General features: G+C 69.1%; 32 protein-coding genes and 1 tRNA gene. 7 read left to right on the forward strand and 26 right to left on the reverse strand.

The window, feature by feature from the left end:
- Nucleotides 1-91 precede the first annotated feature (91 nt).
- The 7 genes from DDQ50_RS02670 to DDQ50_RS02695 form a co-directional block, all read right to left on the reverse strand.
- A complete protein-coding gene (locus DDQ50_RS02670; RefSeq protein WP_133245889.1) occupies nucleotides 92-436 on the reverse strand; it encodes a hypothetical protein in 345 nt (114 codons plus the stop codon).
- Nucleotides 437-639: 203 nt separating this feature from the next.
- Nucleotides 640-1,497 carry a prenyltransferase gene (locus tag DDQ50_RS02675; RefSeq protein WP_116755171.1) on the reverse strand — a complete coding sequence of 286 codons (858 nt, stop codon included), beginning with the start codon at nucleotides 1,495-1,497 and terminating at the stop codon, nucleotides 640-642.
- The gene (locus DDQ50_RS02680) at nucleotides 1,494-1,808 is read right to left on the reverse strand and encodes a lycopene cyclase domain-containing protein (RefSeq protein ID WP_116755172.1); all 315 of its coding nucleotides are present in this window, start codon (nucleotides 1,806-1,808) and stop codon (nucleotides 1,494-1,496) included. Before DDQ50_RS02680 ends, DDQ50_RS02675 begins: the two co-directional genes overlap by 4 nt.
- A complete protein-coding gene (locus DDQ50_RS02685) occupies nucleotides 1,805-2,131 on the reverse strand; it encodes a lycopene cyclase domain-containing protein (protein ID WP_338065108.1) in 327 nt (108 codons plus the stop codon). Before DDQ50_RS02685 ends, DDQ50_RS02680 begins: the two co-directional genes overlap by 4 nt.
- The gene (gene crtI / locus DDQ50_RS17165; RefSeq protein WP_165829669.1) at nucleotides 2,128-3,711 is read right to left on the reverse strand and encodes a phytoene desaturase family protein; all 1,584 of its coding nucleotides are present in this window, start codon (nucleotides 3,709-3,711) and stop codon (nucleotides 2,128-2,130) included. Before crtI ends, DDQ50_RS02685 begins: the two co-directional genes overlap by 4 nt.
- Nucleotides 3,708-4,580 carry a phytoene/squalene synthase family protein gene (locus DDQ50_RS17170; RefSeq protein WP_165829670.1) on the reverse strand — a complete coding sequence of 291 codons (873 nt, stop codon included), beginning with the start codon at nucleotides 4,578-4,580 and terminating at the stop codon, nucleotides 3,708-3,710. Before DDQ50_RS17170 ends, crtI begins: the two co-directional genes overlap by 4 nt.
- Nucleotides 4,577-5,671, reverse strand: a complete 1,095-nt coding sequence (locus DDQ50_RS02695; protein ID WP_240614208.1) for a polyprenyl synthetase family protein — start codon at nucleotides 5,669-5,671, stop codon at nucleotides 4,577-4,579. Before DDQ50_RS02695 ends, DDQ50_RS17170 begins: the two co-directional genes overlap by 4 nt.
- A 30-nt stretch (nucleotides 5,672-5,701) precedes the next feature.
- Here DDQ50_RS02695 and idi point away from each other — a divergent pair, with 30 nt between their 5' ends.
- The gene (gene idi, locus DDQ50_RS02700) at nucleotides 5,702-6,235 is read left to right on the forward strand and encodes an isopentenyl-diphosphate Delta-isomerase (RefSeq protein ID WP_116755173.1); all 534 of its coding nucleotides are present in this window, start codon (nucleotides 5,702-5,704) and stop codon (nucleotides 6,233-6,235) included.
- A gap of 139 nt (nucleotides 6,236-6,374) precedes the next feature.
- Here idi and dcd read toward each other — a convergent pair whose 3' ends face one another.
- From dcd to DDQ50_RS02715, 3 genes are all read right to left on the reverse strand, one after another.
- Complete coding sequence (dcd, locus tag DDQ50_RS02705) at nucleotides 6,375-6,980, reverse strand: dCTP deaminase (protein ID WP_116755174.1); 606 nt, start codon at nucleotides 6,978-6,980, stop codon at nucleotides 6,375-6,377.
- 40 nt (nucleotides 6,981-7,020) lie between these two features.
- A complete protein-coding gene (locus DDQ50_RS02710) occupies nucleotides 7,021-7,293 on the reverse strand; it encodes a hypothetical protein (RefSeq protein ID WP_116755175.1) in 273 nt (90 codons plus the stop codon).
- A 210-nt stretch (nucleotides 7,294-7,503) separates the two neighbouring features.
- A tRNA-Gly gene (locus tag DDQ50_RS02715) sits at nucleotides 7,504-7,577 on the reverse strand.
- Between the two features lie 99 nt (nucleotides 7,578-7,676).
- Here DDQ50_RS02715 and DDQ50_RS02720 point away from each other — a divergent pair.
- The 4 genes from DDQ50_RS02720 to DDQ50_RS02735 all read left to right on the forward strand — a co-directional run bounded on the left by DDQ50_RS02720 (nucleotide 7,677) and on the right by DDQ50_RS02735 (nucleotide 9,848).
- Nucleotides 7,677-7,940: a DUF2470 domain-containing protein gene (locus DDQ50_RS02720; RefSeq protein WP_116755176.1), complete on the forward strand. Its 264-nt coding sequence runs from the start codon at nucleotides 7,677-7,679 to the stop codon at nucleotides 7,938-7,940.
- A 155-nt stretch (nucleotides 7,941-8,095) separates the two neighbouring features.
- Nucleotides 8,096-8,539 (forward strand): DUF4383 domain-containing protein, encoded by a 444-nt coding sequence (locus DDQ50_RS02725; RefSeq protein WP_116755177.1) that lies wholly within the window; start codon nucleotides 8,096-8,098, stop codon nucleotides 8,537-8,539.
- Between the two features lie 82 nt (nucleotides 8,540-8,621).
- Nucleotides 8,622-9,146: a hypothetical protein gene (locus DDQ50_RS02730; RefSeq protein ID WP_116755178.1), complete on the forward strand. Its 525-nt coding sequence runs from the start codon at nucleotides 8,622-8,624 to the stop codon at nucleotides 9,144-9,146.
- Nucleotides 9,147-9,182: 36 nt separating this feature from the next.
- The gene (locus DDQ50_RS02735; protein WP_116755179.1) at nucleotides 9,183-9,848 is read left to right on the forward strand and encodes a biliverdin-producing heme oxygenase; all 666 of its coding nucleotides are present in this window, start codon (nucleotides 9,183-9,185) and stop codon (nucleotides 9,846-9,848) included.
- A 28-nt stretch (nucleotides 9,849-9,876) separates the two neighbouring features.
- Here the strand turns inward: DDQ50_RS02735 and DDQ50_RS02740 are convergent, their stop codons facing one another.
- Nucleotides 9,877-11,166: an ATP-dependent DNA helicase gene (locus tag DDQ50_RS02740; RefSeq protein WP_116755180.1), complete on the reverse strand. Its 1,290-nt coding sequence runs from the start codon at nucleotides 11,164-11,166 to the stop codon at nucleotides 9,877-9,879.
- 41 nt (nucleotides 11,167-11,207) lie between these two features.
- Between DDQ50_RS02740 and DDQ50_RS02745 the strand changes: the two genes are divergently transcribed.
- The gene (locus DDQ50_RS02745; protein ID WP_116755181.1) at nucleotides 11,208-12,272 is read left to right on the forward strand and encodes a hypothetical protein; all 1,065 of its coding nucleotides are present in this window, start codon (nucleotides 11,208-11,210) and stop codon (nucleotides 12,270-12,272) included.
- Nucleotides 12,273-12,275: 3 nt separating this feature from the next.
- On the opposite strand, the gene DDQ50_RS02750 is transcribed toward DDQ50_RS02745, so the two are convergent.
- The 13 genes from DDQ50_RS02750 to DDQ50_RS02810 form a co-directional block, all read right to left on the reverse strand.
- Complete coding sequence (locus DDQ50_RS02750; RefSeq protein ID WP_205663557.1) at nucleotides 12,276-14,231, reverse strand: bifunctional copper resistance protein CopD/cytochrome c oxidase assembly protein; 1,956 nt, start codon at nucleotides 14,229-14,231, stop codon at nucleotides 12,276-12,278.
- A gap of 146 nt (nucleotides 14,232-14,377) precedes the next feature.
- Nucleotides 14,378-14,659 (reverse strand): HU family DNA-binding protein, encoded by a 282-nt coding sequence (locus DDQ50_RS02755; RefSeq protein ID WP_116755182.1) that lies wholly within the window; start codon nucleotides 14,657-14,659, stop codon nucleotides 14,378-14,380.
- 114 nt (nucleotides 14,660-14,773) lie between these two features.
- A complete protein-coding gene (rpsN, locus tag DDQ50_RS02760; RefSeq protein ID WP_116755183.1) occupies nucleotides 14,774-15,079 on the reverse strand; it encodes a 30S ribosomal protein S14 in 306 nt (101 codons plus the stop codon).
- A 4-nt stretch (nucleotides 15,080-15,083) separates the two neighbouring features.
- Nucleotides 15,084-15,251 carry a 50S ribosomal protein L33 gene (gene rpmG / locus DDQ50_RS02765; protein WP_116755184.1) on the reverse strand — a complete coding sequence of 56 codons (168 nt, stop codon included), beginning with the start codon at nucleotides 15,249-15,251 and terminating at the stop codon, nucleotides 15,084-15,086.
- A 1-nt stretch (nucleotide 15,252) separates the two neighbouring features.
- Nucleotides 15,253-15,489, reverse strand: coding sequence for a 50S ribosomal protein L28 (gene rpmB, locus DDQ50_RS02770; RefSeq protein WP_116755185.1), 237 nt, complete (start codon nucleotides 15,487-15,489; stop codon nucleotides 15,253-15,255).
- A 142-nt stretch (nucleotides 15,490-15,631) separates the two neighbouring features.
- Nucleotides 15,632-16,060: a Fur family transcriptional regulator gene (locus DDQ50_RS02775; protein WP_116755186.1), complete on the reverse strand. Its 429-nt coding sequence runs from the start codon at nucleotides 16,058-16,060 to the stop codon at nucleotides 15,632-15,634.
- Nucleotides 16,057-16,938 carry a metal ABC transporter permease gene (locus DDQ50_RS02780; protein WP_116755187.1) on the reverse strand — a complete coding sequence of 294 codons (882 nt, stop codon included), beginning with the start codon at nucleotides 16,936-16,938 and terminating at the stop codon, nucleotides 16,057-16,059. Before DDQ50_RS02780 ends, DDQ50_RS02775 begins: the two co-directional genes overlap by 4 nt.
- A complete protein-coding gene (locus tag DDQ50_RS02785) occupies nucleotides 16,935-17,771 on the reverse strand; it encodes a metal ABC transporter ATP-binding protein (RefSeq protein ID WP_240614209.1) in 837 nt (278 codons plus the stop codon). The genes DDQ50_RS02780 and DDQ50_RS02785 overlap by 4 nt, the downstream gene beginning before the upstream one ends.
- A gap of 44 nt (nucleotides 17,772-17,815) precedes the next feature.
- Nucleotides 17,816-18,811, reverse strand: coding sequence for a metal ABC transporter solute-binding protein, Zn/Mn family (locus DDQ50_RS02790; RefSeq protein WP_116755189.1), 996 nt, complete (start codon nucleotides 18,809-18,811; stop codon nucleotides 17,816-17,818).
- A 58-nt stretch (nucleotides 18,812-18,869) separates the two neighbouring features.
- The gene (locus DDQ50_RS02795) at nucleotides 18,870-20,174 is read right to left on the reverse strand and encodes a dihydrolipoamide acetyltransferase family protein (protein WP_116755190.1); all 1,305 of its coding nucleotides are present in this window, start codon (nucleotides 20,172-20,174) and stop codon (nucleotides 18,870-18,872) included.
- Between the two features lie 30 nt (nucleotides 20,175-20,204).
- Nucleotides 20,205-21,188 (reverse strand): alpha-ketoacid dehydrogenase subunit beta, encoded by a 984-nt coding sequence (locus DDQ50_RS02800; RefSeq protein WP_116755191.1) that lies wholly within the window; start codon nucleotides 21,186-21,188, stop codon nucleotides 20,205-20,207.
- Entirely contained in the window at nucleotides 21,185-22,339 is a 1,155-nt protein-coding gene (locus DDQ50_RS02805; RefSeq protein ID WP_116755192.1) for a thiamine pyrophosphate-dependent dehydrogenase E1 component subunit alpha, read from the reverse strand. Before DDQ50_RS02805 ends, DDQ50_RS02800 begins: the two co-directional genes overlap by 4 nt.
- 94 nt (nucleotides 22,340-22,433) lie before the next feature.
- The gene (locus tag DDQ50_RS02810; RefSeq protein ID WP_116755193.1) at nucleotides 22,434-23,534 is read right to left on the reverse strand and encodes a histidinol-phosphate transaminase; all 1,101 of its coding nucleotides are present in this window, start codon (nucleotides 23,532-23,534) and stop codon (nucleotides 22,434-22,436) included.
- A gap of 90 nt (nucleotides 23,535-23,624) precedes the next feature.
- Between DDQ50_RS02810 and DDQ50_RS02815 the strand changes: the two genes are divergently transcribed.
- Entirely contained in the window at nucleotides 23,625-24,023 is a 399-nt protein-coding gene (locus DDQ50_RS02815) for a phage holin family protein (RefSeq protein WP_116755194.1), read from the forward strand.
- On the opposite strand, the gene DDQ50_RS02820 is transcribed toward DDQ50_RS02815, so the two are convergent.
- Both DDQ50_RS02820 and DDQ50_RS02825 read right to left on the reverse strand, forming a co-directional pair.
- Entirely contained in the window at nucleotides 23,980-25,434 is a 1,455-nt protein-coding gene (locus tag DDQ50_RS02820; RefSeq protein WP_116755195.1) for an alpha/beta hydrolase, read from the reverse strand. The two genes, DDQ50_RS02815 and DDQ50_RS02820, sit on opposite strands and share 44 nt — an antisense overlap.
- Nucleotides 25,431-25,679 (reverse strand): hypothetical protein, encoded by a 249-nt coding sequence (locus tag DDQ50_RS02825; protein WP_133245890.1) that lies wholly within the window; start codon nucleotides 25,677-25,679, stop codon nucleotides 25,431-25,433. The genes DDQ50_RS02820 and DDQ50_RS02825 overlap by 4 nt, the downstream gene beginning before the upstream one ends.
- Between the last annotated feature and the right edge of the window lie 75 nt (nucleotides 25,680-25,754).

Consider the following 25,754-nt stretch of genomic DNA (forward strand, 5'->3'; position numbering starts at 1 on the left):
AGATCGGGTGCGCACACGACGAACCGGCCGCCGTCACCGGCGTCAGCTCTCCGAAAAATGCCCCCGACGCTGAACCCCGTTCCCCCGGCTATCAGCGCTTTGACAGTAAAACCGCCGGGCGATCGAGCGACAATCCCCCCTTCAGGGTCCTCCGGGGGAAAGCTTCGCTCTGCGAACACCGCGCACCGTGGACCGGCTCCGGACGGCTCTGGGCGACGGGAAGCGGGTGGTCGGCCGGTGGTCCCGCAGCGGATCGGCGGGCGGCGCGCCATTCGCCCAGGAGGAGCAGGCCGACGCCGATCAGGAGCGAGACGGCGGAGAGGGTCCACAGCAGTGCGACGTCAGCCGGCTCGTCGCCCGTCGCCGTCATGCGGACGGCCACGGCCGGGTCGCCGACGGACGCCAGTGCCGCGGCGAGCGCCGCGTGTGCTGACATCATCTCTCCCCTGGTTCCGGTCCGAGCGCACGCCGAAGGAGCGCCGACGTATCGGCGCTGCGAGCGGTGCGGCCGGTCGATCGCCTCGCGATCCGGAACCGGCTCGAACAGTAAAGCGGCTCCGCTTCCCGACCGCGAACCGATTCCGAGGCGATGGGGCCCGAACGTTCGCGAGGCGAACCAATCAGCCCGGGATCAGGGTCTCAGCGGACGAACGCGTACCAGATCATCAGCATGGTCATGAGGAAACCGGCGAGGAAGTTGACCCAGAGGAAGCGGCGCCACCCGGCATTCGCGCGCTCCGAGTCGGCATCGGTGATCGTGACGAAGGGGAGCACGTTGAGCGCGTAGGGGATGACCACGATCGCCGCGAGCGGCCCCGGCCACTCGGTGAAGAGCAGCAGCACGCCCGCCGCCAGGTAGCCGGCGAGCGAGAAGATCACGGTGCGGCGCGCGCCGATGACGGTTGCGATGGAACCGATGCCACCCGCCCGGTCGGCGGTGACGTCCTGCACGGCTCCGAACGCATGGGAGGCGATGCCCCAGAGGAAGTAGGCGACGAGCAGCGCGACGAGCGGTCCGTCGAACACCGTTCCCGCGAGCACGAGTCCGTACACGGCGGGCGAGACGAAGTGGGTGCTCGAGGTGAGCGAGTCGAGGAAGGGACGCTCTTTGAACCGCAGGCCGGGGGCGCTGTAGGCGATGACCGCGAAGATGCTGATGGCGAGCACCAGCCACGACGCCGGTCCGCCGAGCAGCACGAGCACCACGAGGAAGGGCACGTTGGTGATGACCACGGCCCAGAGCGTCACCCGATGCATGCTGCGGTCGAGCACTGCACCCTCGACCCCGCCCTTGCGCGGATTGCGCAGGTCGCTCTCGTAGTCGAAGACGTCGTTGATGCCGTACATCGCGAGGTTGTACGGAATGAGGAAGTAGATCGTGCCGATGATCAGGGTCGCGTCAATCCGACCGGTCGACAGCAGGTAGGCGGCGGCGAACGGGAACGCGGTGTTGACCCACGACAGCGGACGCGATGAGACGAACAGACCTCGGATCATGCGGTGGCCCTTCTCGCCGGGAGCAGCAGCCAGAGCGCCGGGAGTCCGAGGCCCGCAGCGACGGCGTAGGCGAAGTCCTCGATCGGCGCGAGACCGATCCGGATGCCGCTGACGTGGTCGGAGTCGTACGCGACGATGCCGAGGCCGATGATCACGTTGTCGAACACCGCCGTGGCCAGCACCACTGCCGCCGTGGTGAGAGCGAGCAGCCGGAGTCGACGCGCGCGACCGTCCCGTTCGCGGAGGACCGCCGCGACCGCGACCAGGAGCACGAGCAGGAGGAAGGGCGCGTTGATCAGCAGGTAGGTCACCGCACCGCCCCTTTCCGCGGTGCATTGAGGGCACCGAAGACATCCATCGCCGTGTAGATCAGCAGCGCAAGGAAGACGGGTTCCTCGAGCGGGAGCTCGGGCGCGAGCTGAATGCCGGTCAGAACCGACGTCTCACCCCGGAAGAACACTCCCGTCGCGATGCCGATGAGATCCCAGACGAGGAACAGCACGAGCCCGGCGACGAGGACCACGGCCGCCCGGCGCGCGTCCCGCCAGAAGAACAGGCCGAAGCGGCGGTCGAGGACGACCATTCCGACCAGCGAGACGAGAAGTCCCCCGAGGTAGAGGAATCCCACCGTCACGCCCGCGCGGGTTCGGGCAGCGGGCCGGCGCTGACGTCGCCGCGCACGCGCTTGAGCACGAGCTCGGCACTGATCAGGCACATGGGCAGACCGATGCCGGGGATGGTCGACCCGCCGGCGTAGTAGAGGCCGGTCAGGCGCGAACTCACGTTCTTGGCGCGGAAGAACGCGCTCTGCCGCAGCGTGTGCGCCGGTCCGAGTGCCGATCCCATCCACGCCCCGAGGTCGGCCTCGAGATCTCCGGGGCCGAGCGTGCGCCGCACGACGACGCGCTCGGCGAGATCCGGTATCCCCGCCCACGCGGCCACCTGCGCGATCGCCGCATCGGCCGCGCGTTCGACGAGGTCGGAACCGGCGCCGCCCACGCCTCCACGCCCGATTCCGGGGTCGGGCGGGACGGGAACGAGGATGAAGACGTTCTCGTGCCCTGCCGGTGCGACGCTCGGATCGGTCGCAGACGGCTTGCAGACGTAGATCGATGCCGGATCGGGAATGGACGCGTTCGGGCCGAAGATCGAGTCGAAGTTGCCCTTCCAGTCGTCGACGAAGAAGAGGGTGTGGTGCGGCAGTTCGGGCAGGCTGCCGCGCACTCCGAGGTACACGAGCACTGCGCCGGGTCCGGCCTGCCGCCGATCCCACCAGCGCTGGGGGTAGCTCTGCAGCTTCTCCGGCAGAAGTCCGGTCTCGGCGGCGTGGAGGTCGTTCGTGGCGACGACCGTGCCGGCGGCGTGGACGACTTCGACGCCGTCACGACCCCGGTAGCGGATGCCGATGACGCTGGGTTTGCCGCCTCCGATGGGCTTGGTGACGATCTTGGTGACCGGCGTTCCGCGGTGGATGCGGACGCCGGCGTCTTCTGCGAGGCGTTCGAGGGACTCGATGATCGTGTACATGCCTCCCTGGGGATACAGCACTCCGTCGTCGAGGTCGAGGTGGCTCATCAGGTGGTACATGCTGGGCACCGTGAACGGCGAGCCCCCGAGGAACACGGCCGGATAGCCGAGGAGGCGGCGGATCCTCTCGTCGCCGAAGCTCGAGCGCACGAAACGGTCGAGCGGTTCGAGGAGAAGGCGGACGAGTCGTCCCGTCCGACGGACGACCTCTCTCGAGAAGACGGGGCGGAGGTCGGCGAAGGTGCTGTAGAGGAACCGCTCCTTCGCGAGCTCGTAGGTCTCCCCCGCGGAATCGAGGTAGGACTCGAGTGCCGTACCCGCGCCGGGGTCGAGACTCTCGAACAGCGCGACGTTGCTCTCGCGATCCGCGGCGATCTCGATGCGCTCGCCCACGGCGCCCGGTGCGGTCGGCTCGTAGACCACCGCGTAGCCGGGATCGAGGAGGCGGAGATCGAGCTGCTCCTCCGCACTCGTCCCGAGCAGGCGGTAGAAGTGTTCGAACACCTCGGGCATCAGGTACCAGGACGGGCCCGTGTCGAAGCGGAAGCCCTGGGACTCCCAGCTGCCGGCGCGGCCTCCGACCTCGTCCCGCGCCTCGAACAGGTCGACCTCGTACCCTTCGCGGGCGAGGAGGGCCGCGGTGGCGAGCCCGCTGATGCCTCCGCCGATGATCGCTGCGCGCTTCACTGTCGTCTCCGATCGAGAGCGGCCGAGATGAGCAGCCGGATCTTGATGCTGTTGGGCACGCTCACACGTGTGGTGGCGAGTTCCGCGGCGGGGGTTCGGCGGATACGCGCCGAGAGCTCCGCGAAGAGGCCGTGCGCTGCGGCGACCGCACGGCGACTGCCCCGCGGGAGCGATCCGATCGTCTCCGCCGCGACGCGCAGATCGGCGTCGAGATCATCCGCGAGCCGGTTCTTGGTCGCCTCGTCGAACGCGTCGACGCTGACACCCGGGAAGTAGCTGCGACCGAGCGAGCCGAAGTCGGTCGCGAGGTCGCGGAGGAAGTTGACCTTCTGGAAGGCCGCCCCGAGCGCCCTCGCGCCGCGCACGAACTCCGCGCGCTTTCCCGGTGAGACGCGTCGCCCCGACAGGAATGCGGCGAGGCACATGAGCCCGACCACTTCGGCCGAGCCGTAGACGTACTCCTCGAACGTCTCGGGGGTGTACTCGGTCACCTCGAGGTCGGCGCGCATCGAGCGGAAGAAGGGAGCGGTGAGTTCGTCGCCGAATCCGACGGCGCGGGCCGTCGTCGCGAAGGCGTGCACGACCAGATCGGTGCTGTACCCGGTCTTCAGGGCTCGTTCGACCTCGGCCTCGTAGTCGTCGAGACGTTCACGCGTCTCCGCCCGGTCGATGCCGAGATCTGCGGCGACCCCGTCGACGATCTCATCGGCGACCCGGACGAGGGCGTAGATGTTCGACACGTGGCGGCGCTCGGTCCGGCCGAGCAGCCGGGAGGCGAGCCCGAAGGACGTCGAGTACCGGCCGATGACGACGGAGGAGGCCCGCTCCGCGACTGTGAGGTAGAGCCGGGTCGCCGCGGTCTCGCTCATTTGTCCCGCTCCAGGGCCCTCACCGCGATGGGACGCAGCCGTTCGCCGACTGCGGCGGGGAGCTGTTCGAGTACCGCGATGGCTGCGGCCGCGTGCCGTGAGGCGAGCGCTCGTGTCGCGCTCTCGGCGCCGCAGGCGATGAGCAGGCGACGCGCCTCGTCGGCGTCCTCGGTCGTCAGGTCGGACCGGCCGAAGTAGCGGGCGATCTCGGGCCAGAGCGGTGTCGTCGCGGCATGGGCGACGGGCAGCGTGCTCTTGCCCTCCCGGAGGTCGCCGAGCGTGCTCTTCCCGGTGCGGGCCTCGTCGCCGAAGAGCCCCAGGAGATCGTCGGTGGCCTGGTACGCGATGCCGATCTCCCGCCCGAACTCGCCGAGCAGGTCGCCCGTGCGCTCGTCGGCTCCGGCGAGCACGGCACCCGCTTGGAGAGGGGCCTCGAAGGTGTAGACCGCGGTCTTGAGGCGCGCCATGTCGAGGACTTTGGCGATGCTCGGCACGGACGCCGACATGGAGAAGTCGACATCGGCGAGTTCTCCTGCGGCCGAGGCGAAGAGCGCCCAGTCGACGAGCTGGAGCACCTTCTCGCGCACGACGTCGTCGAGGCGGGCGCTCTCGACGAGGCGGTACACCCCGGCGAGCGCCAGGTCGCCGGCGATGACGGCCGCCGACATGCCCCGGTGCTCGGCGGCGGGGATGGGGATGCCCGCCGTCGTGGCGATGTCGCGGTAGCTTCCGGACACGTTGGGCAGGCCGCGCCGGGTGAAGTCGCGGTCGATGACGTCGTCGTGGACGATCAGGGCGGTGTGCAGCAGTTCGAAGGCCGCCCCGACGCGAGCGGCCTGGGTCTCGTCGGTGCCGCCGAGCCCCTCGTAGGCGGCGAGGACGAGCAGCGGACGGAATCGTTTGCCGCCCGACGCGCTCGATTCGAGGCGGCCCCACAGGCGCTCGTAGCGGTCGTCGATCGATCGCGCGCGTGCCGAGGCTAGGCTGAAGTACTCGCGGAGAACGGCGTCCACGGCACTGCTGCCATCGACGGCGTCGTTCGCCCCACCGAATGAGCCACTGCGGAGTGGCTGAGAGCGGGTGCGGTCCACGAGGGCCAGTGTTCCATAGGCGACAGGATCATGACTGTGAGCGATGAGTCGGTTGTGCTGCTCGATGAGCAGGGCGCACCCATCGGAACCGCCCTCAAGGCAGACGTGCACACGACGGACACTCCCCTGCATCTGGCGTTCTCCTGCCACCTGAGCGACCGCGACGGCCGCCTGCTCGTGACCCGCCGGGCGCTGGGCAAGCGCGCCTGGCCCGGGGTGTGGACCAACTCGTTCTGCGGTCATCCGGCTCCGGGCGAGTCGATGGAGGACGCCGTCCGTCGTCGTGGGCGGTTCGAGCTCGGTGTGGAGCTGACCGATCTGCAGCTCGCTGTCCCCGACTTCCGCTACCGGGCGGTCGATGCCTCGGGCATCGTCGAGAACGAGGTCTGCCCGGTCTACCGCGCGGTGATCGACTCCGAGCTGGCTCCCGATCCGACCGAGGTGATGGAGTGGATGTGGGTCGACGAGTCCGACTTCGCCCGCACGGTCGCCTCGGCACCGTTCGCGTTCAGCCCCTGGCTGGTCCTGCAGCTCCCGGCCCTGGCGCGAACCCCCGCCCACTAGCCCGACCCGGCACGCCGGGTCGAGCAGGCTGGTCGCGCGCCTTCCAAGCCCCAACGATGGGCGTTCCGGGCGAGCGCGCACGTTCCGGCCGGCCCCGCACGCCGCAACGTGCGCGTACCCCCGGTAACTCGGATGACGGTTAGGCCCCGGTGCTGCCCGCGTCGGTGACCGAGACGTCGGTTCGGTGGAACCGCAGGTGCGAGCGGGATGCGGTCGGCCCGCGCTGGGCTTGGTAACGGGATTCGTACGCTTCGGATCCGTACGGGTGCTCGGCCGGCGAGGTCAGCTGGAAGAAGCACAGCTGCCCGATCTTCATGCCGGGCCAGAGCTTGATCGGCAGGGTCGCGACATTGCTGAGCTCGAGGGTCACGTGCCCGGAGAAGCCGGGGTCGATGAATCCTGCCGTCGAGTGGGTCAGCAGCCCGAGCCGGCCGAGCGAGCTCTTCCCCTCGAGGCGCGCGGCGATGTCGTCGGGGAGGGTGATGCGCTCGAAGGTGGACCCGAGGACGAATTCGCCGGGGTGCAGGATGAACGCCTGATCGGGACCGGTCTCGACGAGGCGGGTCAGCTCGGGCTGGTCCTCTGCCGGGTCGATGAACGGGTACTTGTGGTTGTCGAAGAGCCGGAAGTACCGGTCGAGCCGGACGTCGAAGCTCGATGGCTGCAGCAGTTCGGGCGTGTAGGGATCGAGGCCGATGCGACCCGACTCGATCTGGGTGCGGATGTCACGGTCCGAGAGCAGCACGCGCTCATCCTAGGGCTGCCGCCCACGCGGGGGCGATGGGTCAGGCTGTTGCGGAAGGCCCGTGGAAGAGCGACGCAATCGCGTCGCGGCAGGCGGCCACGGCGTCCTCGATGGCGTCGAAGGGACCGATCCGGGGGAACGAGGGGGCCTGCGGGTAGGCGAACGCTCCCACCTCTTCGATGCGGATGAGGCCGATGGTCGTCTCCCCCGCGGGCAGCGTGGCCTGGACCAGGAGTTCGTTCGGGTCATCCGTCGGCGTCACGACGGCGTTCAGGGCGACCGCTTCGGTCGGAGGCTCCATGGTGTCGGTCATGGTGAGCTCGCTCTCATTCAGCCGGGTGGCTGGGGGAAACGATACGCCGATTAGCTCGCCCGTCAAGATACTTCTCGCAAGTTGTTTATTCGCGACCTGCTGGAGGCGGTGACGGCAGTTCTGAAACTGGAGCGGATGACGGGAATCGAACCCCACAGCGGCAGGTCATGCCGATGCAGCGCAAGCCCCGCGACGGGAGACCCGGGAAAGTGGAGCGGATGACGGGAATCGAACCCGCGCTATCAGCTTGGGAAGCTGAAGTTCTGCCATTGAACTACATCCGCGAAGTGCCGCCCGTGAGGACGATCGTGGTTCATTCTACGGGAACCGCAGCTCGCGGCCTTCGGTACTCTCGCCGGGTGGGTGCTTTTGAGGATGATGTGGTGTCGGCGGTGCTGCGCCACATGAACGCGGATCACAACACGGACAGTCTGGTCATCGTGCGAGCCAACGGCGCCCCTTCGGCCTCACGGGCGACGATGACGGGCCTCGACGGCGAGCGCGGCATCTGGCGGGTGGTCGAACCGGAGGGCGAGCGGGAATTGGTGATCCCGTGGTCGCGTCCGATCTCGGAGCGGCCGGAGATCCGGCGGGAGATTGTGGCCCTCCACGAGGATGCTCTGGCGTCGTCGGCGCCCCTCGAATAGGGGTCAAACTCGAGGATCAGCTCGAAGCCGCCTGAATGCTCGCCGGGACCTGTCCCTGAGCGAGCCATGTGAACGCACCAAACCAATAGCGTCTGCTCGTACGAATCCCTTGCCGACCTGGCGTCCTGCCGGATCAGGAACCTGGAGGAAAAATCATGAGCACCGCAACCATTCCGCTCTCGAAGTCACCCAACCGCCTCATCGGCACCATCTTCGGTGCGGTCTACCTGCTGGTCGGCCTTCTCGGCTTCGCCGTCACCGGCGGCGTCGACTTCATCGCACCCGACGGCGGCCTGCTGCTCGGCATCTTCGAGGTGAACCCGCTGCACAACGTGGCTCACCTCCTCATCGGTGCGGCGCTTCTCATCGCGGGCCTGAGCTCGGTTCCCGCCGCGAAGACCGTCAACGGCATCGTCGGCGCGGCTTACCTGCTGCTCGGAATCGTCGGCTTCTTCCTCGCCGCCGACCCGTCCTCGCCGGTCAACTTCCTGGCCCTGAACACCGCCGACCACTTCCTGCACCTGGGCAGCGCGGTCATCCTCGGTGGCGTCGCGATCGGCGCCGACAAGGTCATCCGCGGCTCCTCGGTCACCGCGTGACCTGACGGATCGGGCGCCCCCTCACAGCATCGGGCGCCCGGTCCGTTCTTCCCACCCCACTCGAACCCTCCTGGAGGACATCGTGCGACACCTGGTCCGCATCTGGACGGCGATGGCGGCTTTCGGCGCCGCGCTCATCCACCTCGCCGTCGCAGCGAGCGCGCCGATGCCGCTCCTCATCGCCTTCGCCGTGGCCGGTCTCGCCGAGATCGCCTGGGCGGTCGCGACACTCATCCGGGGTTGCTTCACACTCCCCCGCGTCGTCCCGGTGCTCGCTCTGATTCCGTCCGCCATCTGGGCGATCGGCGTGAGCGCGGGCAACTCGTCGTCCACCCTGCCCTTCCTGGCGCTGGGCGCGGGCACGGCCCTGGGCGTCTTCGTCGCGGTGACCGTCGCGCTCGAGAACCGGCGCGGTCTCGCTCGCGCCGAGACGACGGAACCCGGTGCTGGGCGCAACCTCCTCGGTTTCGTCGCCGGCGCATTCCTGATGGCCGCCGTCGCCCTTCCCGCGCTCGGCCAGACGCAGGCCGGCATCGCCGCGAGCGAAGGACCCCACGCTCATCACTCGGTGGATCTGAACATCGATCTCGACCACGGGGGGCACTGACCCCTAAACTTAGGCTCACCTAACCTGGGGAGCCTCGTGAGCGTCATACCTTTCTCGCAAGCACTGCGCGAGCGCACGCGCACGGACCACTCCTCGAGCGAGGGCGCCGGGTTCATGACCGACCTGATGAGCGGCCGGGGCAGTCGCGACGACTACATCGCCCTCGTCGCACAGCACTACTTCATCTACGCCGCCCTCGAAGCGGCGGCCGAATCCATGCGCGACGACGCCATCGCCCGATGCTTCATCAGCGACGACCTGACCCGTCTCCCGGCGCTCGAGCAGGATCTCGAGTTCCTTCTCGGCGACGACTGGCGCGCGCAGATCGAGCCCCTCCCGACCACGCGGCGCTACGTCGACCGCATCGACGAGGTCGCGGGATCCTGGCCGGGCGGGTTCGTGGCGCACCACTACACGCGCTACCTCGGGGATCTGTCGGGCGGCCAGATCATCCGCACCCTCATGCAGCGCCAGTTCGGCTTCGAGACCAACGGCGTCGGCTTCTACCTGTTCGACCAGATCGCGAAGCCGCGCGAGTTCAAGGACCGCTACCGCGAGCAGCTCGACGGGGTCGGCTGGGATGACGCCGAGCGAGCACGCGTGATCGACGAGGTGGCTCTCGCCTACCGGTTCAACACCGAGCTGTTCGCCGACCTCGCTCACGCTCGCGAGGCGCAGAGCAGCATCTCCGCCGCCGGCTGACCATCCCGACAGGTCGATGCACTCGCCGTCAGGCGGGGGCAGCGGGCTTCTGCAGCGCGATCCTCGGCACCTCGGTGAGGAATCGGATGACGTCCCGGTCGACGATGATGTCGCTCGGACGCAGCGGCCGCGTCAAGTACAGCCCGTCGATGGTCGTCAGCCGTGAGAGCGCCACATAGGTCTGCCCCGCGGTGAAGACCCGGGTGCCGAGATCGACGACCGCCGCGTCGTAGGTCTTGCCCTGCGACTTGTGGATCGTCACCGCCCAGGCCAGCCGCAGCGGGAACTGGGTGAACTCGGCGACGACCTCGCGCTTCAGGGACTTCGTCGCCGACGAGTAGCTGTAGCGGTGCCTCTCCCACGTGGCCGGGAAGACCTCGAACGCTTCGCCGTCGACCTCGACCGAGACGGTGTCCTTGATCCGCCCGACGGTCCCGATCGTGCCGTTCACCCATCGGCCGTCGGGGTCGTTGCGCAGGAACATCACCTGGGCTCCCCGCTTGAGCTCGAGCCGCTCCTCCGCAGGGAAGGTGCGTCCGCCGAAATCGCCGCTGATCTCCGCGCTGGAGGCCTGCACCCGGCCGGGTAGGGCGGCCAGCGATTTCGCGTTGATCCGGTTGACACTGTCGTTGCGGGTCGCGAGGGTGATCGGCGCCTCGTCCGGAACCGGCCTCGCACCCGCAGTGTTGAGGCGGTGCGCGATCTCCGCCGTGACCCGGCCGTGCCGCACCGCGGTGAGCATCGACTTGAACTCGGGATCGCTCTGCCGATGGATGTCGCGCAGCTCGACGACCCCCAGGTCGGTCTCGTTCCAGACCTTCGCGTCGAAGAACCACATCGACCGGTAATGGTCGGCGAAGTAGGCCCGCTCGTCGGGGTCGCCGGGAACGGGCGCCAGCTGGAACGGATCGCCGAACAGCACGACCTGCACTCCCCCGAACGGTTCGGGCCGCGCGCGGGCCTGGCGGAGCGCCCGATCGACCGCGTCGAGAAGGTCGGCGTTCACCATCGAGACCTCGTCGATGACGAGAGTCTCGATCGCACCGAGCAGACGGCGGAGAGCGGGATCCTGGTCGAGGTCGCGGTCGGCGACGACGCCGATCGGGAGCTTGAAGAGCGAATGGATCGTCTGACCGCCGACGTTGAGCGCCGCGACACCCGTCGGCGCGCAGACGACCAGCTGCTTCTCGCTGTGCCAGGCCAGATGGTTGAGGAGCGTCGACTTCCCGGTACCGGCTCGACCCGTCACGAGGACGTGCTGGCGGGTGTTCTCGATGTAGTCGAACACCGCACTCTGTTCGGCGGAGAGGACGGTCACCGCAACAGACTAGTTGGGCATCGCGACCCTAGGATTGCGGCATGACGGTGCCGGACAGCTCTCCCGCAGCCGTCCCGGAAGCCCCCGCCGAGCAGACACCTCGCCGGGCCCGGAGAACGCCCGTCGTCTCGACGGTCCCTCCGTTCTCCCTGTGGCTCGGTGCGGCCGTCGCCACGGTCCTCGTCTTCATCGGCGTCGTCATCGCACTCAATTCGAGCGTCTACAGCGCGTCCGGATTCGTCGAGCGGTACCTCGCCGCGATCGAGCGACGCGATCTGGCCACCCTCGTCGAGACCGCCGGGGTCGAGGTTCCGGCAGGCGCCGATGCCAGTGCACTGACCCGATCCGCGCTCGTCGCGGTGGATGAGGCCCGCGTCGTCGAGCAGACGGATTCCGGTGACGGCACGACGTCCGTCCGCGTCGACTGGCGGGACGGATCGGCGCGGGGCACCCTCCAGTTCGACCTCGTCGCAACCGACCGGCTGGAGGGCCTCTTCACCGACTGGCGCTTCGCGGTCTCGCCCATCACGGCTGTCCCGGTGACCGCGCTGCACGCTCCCGGGGTCAGCGTCAACGGCGTGGCCGTGACCGCGCCTGAGCCCTCGACCACCGACCGCAGCCAGATCTCGGTGGCCGCATTCATGCCCAGCCGTCTGAATCTGGGGTACGACACCCGCGATCTGTCCGCCCAGCCCGTCGTCACGGTCGCAGGCGCCTCGGAGGCGGCGGAGATCTCCGTCGACGTTCAGCCCACCGACCGATTCATCGAAACCGTCCAGACCGAGCTCGACGACTTCCTCGACGCCTGCGCCACCCAGCAGGTGCTCCAGCCGTCCGGCTGCCCCTTCGGCACCTTCATCGAGGATCGCCTGCTCGCTCCCCCGACCTGGTCGATCGTCGCCTATCCCGCTGTCACGATCGTTCCGGGCAGCACCGTGGGCCAGTGGCTCGTGCCCGAGACGCCGGCCACCGCCCATATCGCCGCCGACGTGCTCTCCCTCTTCGACGGCTCCCAGACACGCCTCGACGAGGACGTGCCGTTCACCGTCGACTACCGCATCGAGATCGGCGCCGACGGCGCCCTGCAGATCATCGGCGACGAGTAGCGCTCACCGGCCGGAGAGGCGCCCCAGCATCTCGTTGTAGTTGTTGAGCTCCGCGTCGCCCGTCCGGGCCTCGGAGCGGTCCTTGCGGCGGCTCTCCCGCTCGTCGCTGCGCGACCACTGGATGGCGACCGCGATGGCCAGGATGACCGTCGGGATCTCCCCCACGCTCCAGGCGATGCCTCCGCCCGCCTGCTGGTCCTCGATCGCCGGAGTGGGCCACCCCATCGCGCCGTACCAGTCGGCGAGCAGCAGGCCCGTGCCGGTCATCAGCGAGATCCCGAAGAACGCGTGGAACGCCATCGCCGCCAGCAGCACCAGGAGACGCAGCGGATAGGCGAGCCGCTTCACCGGATCGATGCCGACCATCGACTGGACGAACAGGTATCCGACCAGGACGAAGTGGATGATCATCCACTGGTGCCCGAGGTGGTCGACGGTCGCCCAGCGGAACAGCGGGGTGTAGTAGAACGCCAGGAGGGATCCGACGAACAGCACCGCGGCCACGTAGGGGTTGGCGATGATCTGGCCGAACCTGGAGTGCACGGCATAGAGGATCCACTCGCGCCCGCCGCGGCTGCCGTCGGTGCGACGCGCGATGGCCCGTGCGGCGAGGGTGACCGGCGCTCCGGGGACGAGGAGCAGCGGGACCATCATCCCGAGCGCCATGTGGCCGAGCATGTGGACGCTGAACAGGTACTGCTCGTAGACGTTGATGCCGCCACTCGTCAGCCAGGCGAGGAGGAGCAGCCCCGCGACCCACAGCACGGCACGGTAGATCGGCCAGGTGTCGCCCCTGCGGCGCAACCGGATGACCCCGGCCAGGTAGAAGAAAATGCCGAATCCACAGACGAGGAGCCACAGCAGCTCGGGTCGCCACTCGCTGAGGAGCGTCTCGAACGAGAAGGGCGGCGGCAGGGGCGCGTCGGTGAGGATCTCAGCCGGCGTCGGGGTGCCGGTTGCGAGCGGCTCGTCGGAGACGGGCGACGCGGTCCGTGCCAGCCCGGCGGCGACCCCCGACGCGATCCCCATGAAGGCGAGCTCGACGACGGCGAGCTGCCAGAACCAGCGACTCCCCCGGTCCGCGTCCATGCGCGCGAGCGCGTAACGGCGGTGGAGCGCGCCGATGATGCCGAGCACGACCAGCGCGCCGACCTTCACGAGGACCAGCACGCCGTAGGGGCTCGCAAGGCGATCGAGCGACCCGATCCGCAGCTCGGCGCTCACGTAACCCGAGATCGCCACGACGACGAAGCAGACCAGAGCGACCGACGAATAGCGCGAGACGACGGTGAGCAGCGACTCCTTCATCGGCTGGACTCCGCGCAGGATGACGATGACGACGAGTCCGCCGAGCCATACCGCCGCGAAGACGAGGTGCAGCCAGAGGGCCATGACCGCCGTGTTGTGGTCGGACGCCGTCGCCGCGTGGCCCTGCTCCGCCAGGGGATAGAGGCCCGCGACGGCGATAACGCCCACGAAAATCATCGCGGTCTGATTGCGGACGGCGAAGCAGAGAACGGTGACCGCCGCCGCGGCGAGGGTCGCGAGCACCCAGGAGCTACCCGCGTCGATCTCGGTCAGGAAGTAGCCGAGCTGGTCGCCGAACCGCGAGTCGAAGGTGAGCGGGACGCCCGTCACGCTCAGGAAGGTGAGCAGCGCCGTCGCGGCGCTCACGACCGCCCAGACGCCCGCGGCACCCGCGGCGATGTCGAGGGTGCGCGAATACGCGGGCCGATCCGTCCCGAGGGCGAACAGGGCGAGGAGGATGGCGCCGATGGTGACCGCCGCGCTGAGGTTGACCGCCATCTTCGTCACGGGCAGGCCGAAGCGCACGAGCACTCCGGGGTCGTCGATCGCAGGCGCCGACGCGCCACCGCCGAGGGCCAGCGCGAAGACGAGTGCCAGAAGAGCTGCTGCGATGAGGACCGCGGGGCCGGTGATCTTCAGCGCGCGGGACACCCCGCAAGCCTACGTCTCCGCGGATGTGGGCATGCCCGGCCCGGTTCCGAGGTCCGTCTCGCCGTTCGAGCGGGTGGGTCCTGTCAACAGAAGAAGGGGACGCACGGCGTGAACCGTGCGTCCCCTTCGTCAGGAGAGTGCGAAGACTACTTCGCAGCTGCCTTCAGCTTGCTGCCCGCGCTGATCTTGACGCCCTTGCTCGCGGCGATCTGGATCGGCTCACCCGTCTGGGGGTTACGGCCGGTGCGTGCGGCACGCGAGGTCTGCTCGACGGCGAGCCACCCCGGGATCGTCACCTTGGTTCCCTCGCCGACCGACTTGGCCAGCGTGGAGAAGAGTGCGTCGAGCACTCCGTTGACCGAAGCCTGGCTCTGGCCAGACTCGGCGGCGACGGCAGCGACCAGGTCGGTGCGGTTCAGTGATGCCATTGGTGTCCTCCTCGGACTTTCGCCATCCTCGAAGACGGCCTCAGATAGTTACTTGAGTTTGTCGGTTGCAGGATTCGGGCGCAAACCCCGGAATCCTGCGGAACCGGCAAAAACCTACCAGCTTGACTTCGTGATTCCGGGCAATTCACCGCGATGAGCCATATCGCGGAAGCGCACGCGGGAGATCCCGAACTTCGAGAGGTGGCCGCGGGGACGTCCGTCGACGGCGTCGCGGTTGCGCACGCGCACCGGCGAAGCGTTGCGGGGGAGCTTCTGGAGGCCGACACGGGCGGCCTCACGGGACTCGTCGGTCCCGTTGGGGTCGACGAGCGCCTTCTTCAGCTCGAGGCGCTTGGCGGCGTAGCGGGCTACGACGATCTTGCGCTGGTCGTTACGGGCGATCTTGCTCTTCTTGGCCATGTGCTTACCGCTCCTCGCGGAATTCGACGTGCTTACGGACCACGGGGTCGTACTTCTTGAGCACGATGCGGTCGGGGTTGTTGCGACGGTTCTTGCGGGTCACGTAGGTGTACCCGGTGCCCGCCGTGGAGCGGAGCTTGATGATGGGACGGACGTCCTGCTGCTTTGCCATCTCAGATCTTCTCCCCGCGTGCGAGCAGGTCCTTGACGACGGACTCGATACCCCGTGCGTCGATGACCTTGATGCCCTTGGCGCTCACGTTGATGGTGACGCTGCGACGCAGCGAGGGCACGAAATAGGTGCGCTTCTGCACGTTGGGGTCGAAGCGACGCCTCGTCCTGCGGTGCGAGTGCGAGATGTTGTTCCCGAAACCGGGAACCTTCCCGGTCACTTGGCAAACGGCTGCCATGGTTCTTTCCTCCGATACCGTGACGCCGGACGGCGTCACCCAAGATCTCTTGTCTGCGGAATCCACGTGCGAGGGCACTGCTGCCATCGGGAAACGCGTTTCCGCTGCACACCGGGAGAGGCCCGGCGGCCAGCGGTCTACTTTACGGGGCCGACGGCGTCGGCGCAACCGAGGCCGACGGGGGAGCACCGGCCGAGCAGGCGGGGCAGAGCCCGAAGATGTCGACGATGTGGCGGGGCTGGGTGAATCCGTGCGCCGCGGCGGTACTGGCGGCCCACTGCTCGACGGCATCCGCTGCGATCTCGACCGTGGTGCCGCAGTTGCGGCAGATGAGGTGATGGTGATGCCCGGGGGTGCTGCATGCGCGGTAGAGGCTCTCGCCATCGGCGGAGTGCAGCGAATCAGCGTCGCCCTCCACCGCGAGATCGGCGAGCGCGCGGTAGACCGTCGCTAGGCCGATGGGGGAGCCGCCCTCGCGCAGGCCGGCGTGCAGTTCCTGGGCGCTGACGAAGCCCGGACGCGAGTCGAGTGCCTCGCGAACGGCCTGCCGCTGCCAGGTGTTCCGTTTCACGGAGTCGATTGTAAGGTCCGCGGCGCGACGGCGGCCGCGCGTCCCCGGGAACGCCCGATCAGGCGGCAGACGAGGTAGATCGCGAAGGAGATGGTGGTCACGTACGGGCTGATCGGCACCGACGATCCGAGCGCCAGGAGGATGCCCCCGACGGTCGACACGGTCGCGAATGTCACGCTCAGCGCCACCACGACGACGGGGGAGGCGGCGACGCGCAGGGCGGCCGCCGCGGGAGTGACGAGCAGCGCCAGGACGAGCAGGGCGCCCACGATGTGCAGCGACACCGCGGTCGCGAGGCCGAGGAGCACCATGAACACGATCGACAGCCCGCGAACGGGCACCCCTCGAGCTGCGGCGACGTCCTCGTCGACGCTGGCGAAGAAGAGCGGTCGCCAGACCACGATCAGCGCGATCAGCACGATCGCGGCGACCGCGATGAGCGAGGACAGCTGGGGATTGTCCACAGCGACGATCTGACCCGTGAGGAGGCCGAACTTGTTCGAGCTCCGGCCGGGGTAGAGGGCGAGGAAGAGGATCCCGAGCCCCAGACCGAACGGCATCAGCACACCGATGATGGAGTTGCGGTCGCGCGCGCGGGCGCCGAGCAGCCCGATCACCAGTGCGGCGATCAACGAGCCCGCGATCGACCCCGCCACCACGTTGACACCGAACAGCAGCGCGGCCGAGGCGCCGGCGAAGGAGAGCTCGCTGATGCCGTGCACCGCGAACGCCAGATCCCGCGCCATCACGAAGTATCCGATGACGCCGCCGAGGACGCCGAGGACCGCCCCCGCGAGGATCGAGTTCCAGAGAAGCGCGACGAGAGCGCCGTAATCGCTGAAGTCGAACAGAGTCGACCAGAGCTCATCGAGGTTCATCGGGGGAACGCCCCCTCGTCCTCGTCGTGGAGCTCCTCATCGGACGCGACCACGACCAGACGGCCGTGGATGTCGACGACATCGACGTGGACGCCGTAGAGCTCGGTCAGGACGTCCCCCGTGAGCACCTCTCCCGTCGCGCCGACCCGGTGCCCGCCCGGCGCGAGGTAGAGCACGCGGTCCACCATCCGGAGCAGCGGATTGATGTCGTGGGTGACGAGGACGACCCCGGCGTCAGCGCTGCGGCGGTAGGCGTCGATCGCGTCGAGCACGGCCCTCTGGTGGCCGAGGTCCAGGGAGAGCAGCGGCTCGTCGGCGAGCAGGAGGCGCGGCGACGAGACGAGCGCTTGGGCGATCCGCAGACGCTGCTGCTCGCCGCCCGACAGCGAGCCGACCGGCCGGCGCGAGTACCCGCCCGCCCCGACGAGGTCGAGCGCCTCGTCGATGGCGAGATCGCGTCGGCGTCGGGCGAGGGGCAGGCCGAGCCTCGTTCCGTCGAAACCCAGGCCGACGAGGTCGCGTGCCCGGAGGGGGCTTCCCCGGTCGAAGAGCTGCTGCTGGGGAACGTAGCCGATCCGGTCACCGGCTCTGCCCGGGGCCGCGTCCAGAACGCTCGCGGTGCCGGAGCTCAGAGCGAGCCGACCGAGGAGCACCCGGAGAAGACTGCTCTTTCCCGCGCCGTTGGGCCCGAGCACTGCGACGAACTCACCCGGACGCACGTCGAGATCGAGGCCCGTCCACAGCGCCCGGCCGCCCAGCGTGATCCCGGCACCGACGAGCGAGACCAGCGGCCCGTCGTCGGCGCGCGATGCGGGAGTCGGGGAAGCGGGCACCGACGAATGATAGCCAGTCGTCGGCGAGACGGCGGAGGGCGAGGTCATCCGGCGGCCAGAGCGTCCCGCACTCGTTCGATGTTGCCGCCCATCCAGCTCAGGTAATCCTCGCCCTCCGGCAGCGTCTCGGTGAAGTCGACGACCGGCACCCCCGCGCCCTCCGCCGCCGTGCGGACGATCTCCGTCTGGGCCGTCGCCGACTGGTCGTTGTAGGCCAGCATGCGCACCTCACCCGACTCGAGGGTGGTGAGCAGATCCTGCAGAACGCCTGCCGGGACGTCGCTGTCCTCCTCGACCGCCTCGGAGAACTCGTCCGGGGTCACGTTCTCGAGCCCCATCGCCTCGAACAGCCACAGCGGGACGGGCTCCGTCACGGCGACCTGGGCACCCGAGTCGGCTGCCCCGATCGTGTCGACCGATTCCTGGAGTGCAGCGACCCCCGTCTCGAACTCGTCGAGGCGACCGCCGTATCCGTCGGCGCCGGCCGGATCGAGCTCGCTCAGCTGGTCGGCCACCTCACGGGCCACGGCGACGGCGGTGGGGAGGTCGTACCAGACATGCTCGTTGAACTCCCCGTGCTCGTGCTCGCCCTCGTCGTGCTCGCCTTCGTCGTGCGCAGCCCCGGCCTTCTCGTCGTGATCGTCTTCCGCGAGACCCGAGAGATCCACCGCGTCGATCACCTCGGGATCGGCGTCGGTGGCGGCCAACAGGGTGGTCATGAACTCGTCGTAGCCGCCGCCGTTCTCGATCACGATGTCCGCCCGGGAGACGGCGAGCTGGTCGCGCGCGCTGGCCTCGTACTCGTGCGGGTCCTTGTCGGGGCTGTCGATGATCGAGACGACCTCGACATCCGGACCGGCGATGGCGGAGGCGATATTCCCCCAGACGTCCGTCGAGGCGACGATCCGGATCGACCCGTCGTCGGCGGTCGCCGTGCTGCAGGCGGAGAGCAGCAGTACGGCTGCGGCGGCGAGCGGGAGTGCGGGGTTCTTCACGTGGGGCCTTCGCGTCGGGATCGCGATGGCACCGGGTGATGCCATCGAGACGACGCTATCCCGTATTGATAATCGTTGTCAAAACGGGGGATTGACCCGCATCTCAGTCGAGCAGGAGAGCGGGCTCCTCCATGACCGCGGCCAGGTCGGCGACGAAACGGCTCGCCACGTCGCCGTCCACGACGCGGTGGTCGAAGCTCGCCCCGATCGTGGTCACGTAGCGGACGACGACCTCGCCGTCGACGACCCACGGCTTCTGCTTGATCGCACCCAGGGCGACGATCGCGACCTCGCCGGGGTTGAGGATCGGGGTGCCCGTGTCGACCCCGAAGCTTCCGATGTTGGTGATGGTGATGGTTCCGGACGCCATCTCGGCGGGCTGGGTCTTGCCCTCGCGCGCGCGGATCGTCAGGTTCTCGAGCGAGGTGGCCAGCTCGATGAGCGACTGCGACTGCGCGTCCTTGATGTTGGGCACGATGAGTCCCCGCGGTGTCGCAGCGGCGATGCCGAGGTTCACGTAGTGGTGGACGACGATCTCGGAGTCGGTCCAGCTCGAATTGACGGTCGGATTGCGCCGGACCGCCCACATCAGAGCCTTCGCCATGATCAGCAGCGGCGAGACCTTGACCCCGGCGAAGTCGGGGGAGTTCTTGAGCCGGCGGACGAACTCCATCGAGCGCGTGGCATCGACGTCGACGAACACGCTGACGTGAGGAGCACTGAACGCGCTCGACACCATCGCGGCGGCGATCGCCTTGCGCACACCCTTGACGGGGATGCGGTCCTCGCGATCGCCCGGCCACTCGGGAGTCTCGATGTTCCGGAAGACGCTGACCTGCTGGGCGTGCCGCAGCACATCCTCACGGGTGGCCTCGCCGCGCGCGCCCGTTGGCACGACGGTCGACAGCTCGACGCCGAGTTCCTTCGCGAGGCGACGGACGGGGGGCTTCGCGACGACGCTCGTGCCCTCGGTGGCCCTCGCGGGAGCGCCGCCACCGGTGCGGCGGCCGGTGCGCCGGGTCGACGCGTGCCCGCCCGTGCCGTAGCCGACGAGAACAGTGCCGCCCGCATCGTCGTTGCCTTCGAGCACGGGTTCCTCGACGTGCATCTCGCCGGGGAGCGCCGCCTGGGCGGGAGTCGTCAGCTGGCCGGTGATGTGACTGCCGCCCTGGTCGTCGACCGTGATGATGGGGGAGCCCACCTCGACGGTGTCGCCTTCGGCCACGAGCAGCTCGCCGACGATGCCCGCGTAGGGCGAGGGGAGCTCGACGAGGGATTTCGCCGTCTCGATCTCGACGATGACCTGGTTGACCTCGATGACCTCGCCCGGCTGGACGCGCCAGGAGACGATCTCGGCCTCGGTGAGGCCTTCGCCGACGTCGGGGAGATTGAATCGTGCGGTGCTCATGGCGTCCTCATCATCTCGTCACGGTTCCGGTCAGTAGCCCAGGGAGCGATCGACTGCCTCGAGCACCCGGTCGGCGTCGGGCAGGAAGGTCGATTCCAGTTTCGCGGGCGGGAACGGCGCATCGAAGGCGCCGACCCGGAGAACCGGTGCCTCGAGGGAGAAGAACGCCCGCTCGGTGACCGTCGCCGCGATCTCGGCGGAGACGCTGACGAAGCTCGACGCCTCGGCCGCGACCACCAGGTGTCCGGTCTTCTCGACGGAGGCCAGCAGCGGCCCGTAGTCGATCGGGGAGAGGGAGCGGATGTCGACGACCTCGATGCTCGTGCCCTCGGCCGCGGCGATCTCGGCGGCCTGCAGCGCGACGCTCACCATCGGGCCGTAGGCGGCGACCGTGCACTCCCGACCGCTGCGCACCAGCCGGCTGGCGTGCAGCGGCGATGCGGGTGAGGTCAGGTCGACGTCGCCCTTCGGCCAGTAACGGCTCTTGGGCTCGAAGAACATGACGGGGTCGTCGCTCTCGATCGCCTGCCGGATCATCCAGTAGGCGTCGTTCGGCGTGCTCGGCGACACCACGCGGAGACCCGGGGTGTGGGCGAAGTAGGCCTCGGGGCTCTCCTGGTGGTGCTCGACCGCCCCGATGTGTCCGCCGTAAGGGACGCGGATGACGATCGGGAACGTCGCCGATCCCTCGTGGCGGTTGGTGAGCTTGGCGAGCTGGGAGGTGATCTGGTCGAACGCCGGGTAGATGAACCCGTCGAACTGGATCTCGCACACGGGACGGTAGCCGCGCATGGCGAGTCCGATCGCGGCACCGACGATGCCCGCCTCACCCAGGGGGGTGTCGAGCACGCGGGAACCGCCGAACTCGGCGTGGAGGCCCTCCGTCACGCGGAACACGCCGCCGAGGGGGCCGACGTCCTCGCCCATGACGAGGACCTTGTCGTCCGCCGACATGGCGTCGCGCAGGCCCTGGTTGAGAGCCTTCGCCATGGTCAGCACACCGGGCCCGCTCATGACTCGCCCTCCGTGAAACCGGCTTCGTAGTCGGACAACCAGGCCTTCTGGGCCACAGGCACCGGGTGCTCCTCCGAGTAGACGTGATCGAACATCGTGTCGACGGGCGGCGGCCCGAGCTCGAGCGTGCGGCGCCGGATATCGGCGGCGAAATCGGCCGCCTCCTCATCCACACCGGTGAAGAACGAACCGGCGACGCCCTCGTTCTCGAGGTACTTGCGATAGCGGATCAGGGGGTCGCGCGACTCCCACAGCGCCAGCTCGTCGGCCGCACGGTACCGGGTCGGGTCGTCGGAGGTCGTGTGCGCCCCGATCCGGTAGGTGAGGGCTTCGACGAAGGCGGGACCACCACCCGACCGGGCGTGCTCGAGGTGATAGCGGGTCGCCGCGTAGCTGGCGAGGACGTCGTTGCCGTCGATCTGCGTCGCCGGCATGCCGAATCCGGCTGCACGGTCGACGAGCGGAGTCCGCGACTGCCGACTGACGGGGACCGAGATCGCCCACTGATTGTTCTGGAGGAAGAAGACCTGCGGAGTCTGGTAGCTGGTCGCCCAGATCATGGCCTCGTTGGTGTCGCCCTGCGAGGTCGCCCCGTCGCCGAAGTAGACGAGCACGGCCTCGTCGATCGACGGGTCTCCGGTGGGCGCGCCGTCGAGGCCCACACCCATCGCGTAGCCCGTGGCGTGCAGTGTCTGCGATCCGATCACGAGCGTGTAGAGGCGGAAGTTACCGACCTCGGCCGGGGTCCAGCCGCCGTGCGTGAGGCCGCGCAGCATGCGCAGGACATCGAGCAGATCGACACCGCGGATCCTCGCCACCGCGTGCTCGCGGTAGGACGGGAAGATCGTGTCCTGGGCTCGCGCCGCGCGACCCGAGCCGACCTGAGCCGCCTCCTGCCCGTGGCTCGGCACCCAGAGACCCAGCTGACCCTGCCGCTGCAGGTGTCCCGCTTCGATGTCGAAGCGGCGGACGACCGCCATGTCGCGGTAGAACTCGAGCCGGTCGGCCTCGGTCAGTTCGTCGAGCATCGACGCGAATCGCTCGGCGGCCGGAGTCGGCGCGAACCGGCCGTCCGGGTCGAGGAAGCGGACCGGCTCGGCGAGCGTGGTCGTGTCGACGGTCGAACTCGCGGACTTGGCCACGTGCACCATCCGATCGTGTGGTTCGAGGCGACCCCGGAGCGCCGTCGGCGGCCAGGAAATCGGGAGCTGAGGAACTCGAATGCGAGTTCCGCTCCGTGACAATCTACCGGGCGCTCTGAGCGCTTCCCCGTAGGTTCTGCACAATCTCCTCGCCAGCCCTTAGGAGTTCATCCACTGATTCGGCCTCGCCGATGGAGACTCTGACCCCTTCATCGGCGAAGACGCGTGCGACGATCCCGTGCCGTTCGAAGACCTCGGCCGCCTCCGAGGATCGGTCGCCGAGGCCCAGCCAGACGAAGTTGCCCTGCGCCTCGGGGACCGTGAGACCCGCGGCGCGGAGCCCCGCGAGCACGGCGTCGCGCCGCGTCACGAGATGGTCGACGCGTTCGAAGAGCTGCGCCTCGTGCGCCAGCGCCGCAACCCCCGCGGCCTGCGCCTGACCTGTCACCGACAGGGGGATGGCCGCGGCGCGGGCGGCGTCGAGGACGTGAGCCGGTCCGATGGCGTAGCCGAGGCGGAGCCCCGCGAGGCCCCAGGCCTTCGAGAAGGTGCGGAGGATCACGAGGTTGGGGTAGCGACCGAGGAGTTCGCGCCCGTCGACCGCGTCGGAATCGCGAACGAACTCGATGTACGCCTCGTCGAGGAGCACCAGGAGGTCGCTCGGCACGGCGTCCATGAACCGTTCGAACTCCGTGCGGGTCACCACGACCCCGGTCGGGTTGTTGGGACTGCAGACGATCACGACTCGCGTCGAATCGGTCACGCGCTGAGCCATCGCGACGAGGTCGTGCCCGCCGTCCTCCCGCAACGGCACCCGGACCGATGAGGCCCCCGCGACGGTGACGAGACCCGGGTAGGCCTCGAAGGATCGCCAGGCGTAGACGACCTCGTCGCCGTTCGACGCCGCGGCGTTGATGAACTGCGAGAGGAGGGCGACCGAGCCGGCGCCGACGTGGACCTCGTCGATCCCGACACCGAATCGTTCGGCGAGCGCCGCGCGGACCGCCTGCGATCCGGCCTCGGGGTACCGGTTGATCTCGTCGGCTCCACGGAGGGCGGCGAGGACGCCGGGAAGCGGATCGAACGGGTTCTCGTTGGAGGAGAGCTTGTACCCGCCGTCCGCCGCGGGCTTGCCCTGACGGTAGGCGGGGAGCGATGCGATCTCGGGGCGGAGCCGTACGGGTGCGGGGGTCTGCTCGGTCACCGGCCCATCGTAGCGACGGACCGCGCGGCCCTCCCGTGTGTCCCTGCCCCAGCCGTGGTCCCGGGGCGGCCCGAATGGGATAGTTGTCCCATGCGCAGATTCATCGTCTCGGTGCTCGGCAATGCGGTTGCCCTGTGGCTGACCACTCTCATCGTCGCAGGAGCGAAAGTGGTCGTCTTCGCTCCGGCCGGCGTGCTCGAGACGATCCTCACCTATCTGCTGCTCGGCCTGCTCTTCGGCGTCGTCAACGGTGTGCTCGGAACGGCGATCCGCATTGTGGCGTTCCCCCTCTACATCCTCACCCTCGGCCTGCTGGCGCTCATCGTGAATGGTCTGTTGTTCCTCCTCGTCGGCTGGATCAGTGGACTGATCGGGTTCGGCCTGGTCGTCGACGGCTTCTGGTGGGGCGTGCTCGGCGCTCTCGTTCTCGCGATCTTCAACTGGTTCATCGGACTGCTGCTGCGCCCCCTCGCGGGGCGTCGCCGCTGACCCTGTCGGCCCGCCAGGCCGTCGCAGCTCCCGCACCCGCCGCGCTTCCCGCCCCCGCGACGGCCGCGAGCACGGCCTCGCGCTCCGCGACGAGTCGGGGCTCGGTGTCGGAATCGGCCAGCCGCGCCGTTTCGAGGTAGAGCGGCAGCTGATGGGCAGGCATCGCGCTGCCCGACGACGCCTCCAGCTCAGCCGGCGACAGCTCGCGTCTCACCGTGACCGGCTCGAGGGCGGGAGACCTCGAACCGCCGCTCAGTGAGGGGATGAAGTCGCCCGTGTGCTCGAGCGAGACGACGGGCACGTCGGCCGGCAGTTCGATCCCGGCGCCGGGAGAGCCGACGGTGAGGACCCCTCCGACATTCCAGTCGCCCGATTCGGTGAGGCGCGACGCGACGAGACCGCCCTGCGAATAGCCGACGAGGACGACCGACTCGTCGGGCTGGATGCCCGCCTGCCGCATGGCGTCGCCGGCCGCCCTCACCGATCCTGCGTCGCCACCGCCCATGGCCGAGAGGTTCGAGGCCATGTCCCACGGCTGATCGGGGTCCTCGAGCGTTCCGCCGAGGTAGACGATGGAGCGCGCCTCTCCTGATCCGTCGACGTAGCGTTCGATCCTGATCTGGTCGCGGCCCGTCTGACCATGCGGGACGCGGTTCACCATCTCCGCGAGGCTCGACGGCGCCACGACCGGTTCGGAGCGCATCCGCCGCACGGTGACAGCGCCGTCCGGGAGCAGCCGGGGTCCGCCGGCCACCGTGGCGATCAGAGCGGCGGCGGCGGCGGTTCCGAGCAGATCGGTCGCGTCCTCGTCGAGAGCCGCTGAGAGCTCCGGCGGCAGCTGCAGCGCCCCCCGCATGCCGTCGTCGAGGCCGGCGACCAGCAGTCTGACGAGCTGCGCGGTGAGGGGAGAGGAGAGGATGGCACCGCGGAGAGCGGTCTGCGCCGCCGTCTGCTCTGCGGTGGGCGCGGCACCGGGGGAGTGGCGTGCGAGCAGCGCCGCCGCGACCCCGACGGCGAGCAGCAGTGGAGCCGTCTCGACGATGATGACGGGGAGGGCTCGGCCGACGAGATACCCCGCGGCCTCGACCTGCCGCTCGACCCACTTCGCGATCTCCCACTCGACGCGTGCGTAGGCGTCGATCGCAGCCATCAACGCGTGACCCAGCCAGACCAGCTCGTCTGCGGCTCGGCTCACGGCCGCTGCCGCCGCCTGCGCCTCCATCCCGGCCCCCAGCTCGCCGTTCACCGGCTGCCGGGGGAGATAGGTCGACTCTCCAACCACGCGGCGGGTGCTGCTCGCGAGCTGCTGGAGCCGCAGGCCGGCGCTGCGACAGCCTGCGACGGCGGCCATCATCTCCTCGGTCGCGACGGTGACGACACCGCCGCCCGAGATGATCAGATCGGAGCTCATGCGCCGCGCGCCGCTCTGCCGTAGGCGTCCGCGCTCTCCCGCAACGAGTGGCGCGCTCGATCGAGGTCGATGACGAGCGAGCCGATCGCCGAGCGGAAGAGAGATGCCGCTGCCGAGTTCCATTCGAGGTCAGCCAGACGCGAGACCGCGTGCGTCGCATCGGCGAGCTCGTCGGCGATCGCGTCGATGCGGCCAGCGCGTTCGAGCAGGTGAGCCGTCTCTGCCATGTTCGTCGCGGATTCCATCGCCCCAGAGTGCCGGTGTCCGGGTCCGCCACCTGCTCGAGGGGGCGGCCCTGAGGGCAACCGGGAAGGCGCTTC

Source organism: Amnibacterium flavum (genome assembly GCF_003097495.1).
GTDB classification, from domain to species: Bacteria; Actinomycetota; Actinomycetes; order Actinomycetales; family Microbacteriaceae; genus Naasia; species Naasia flava.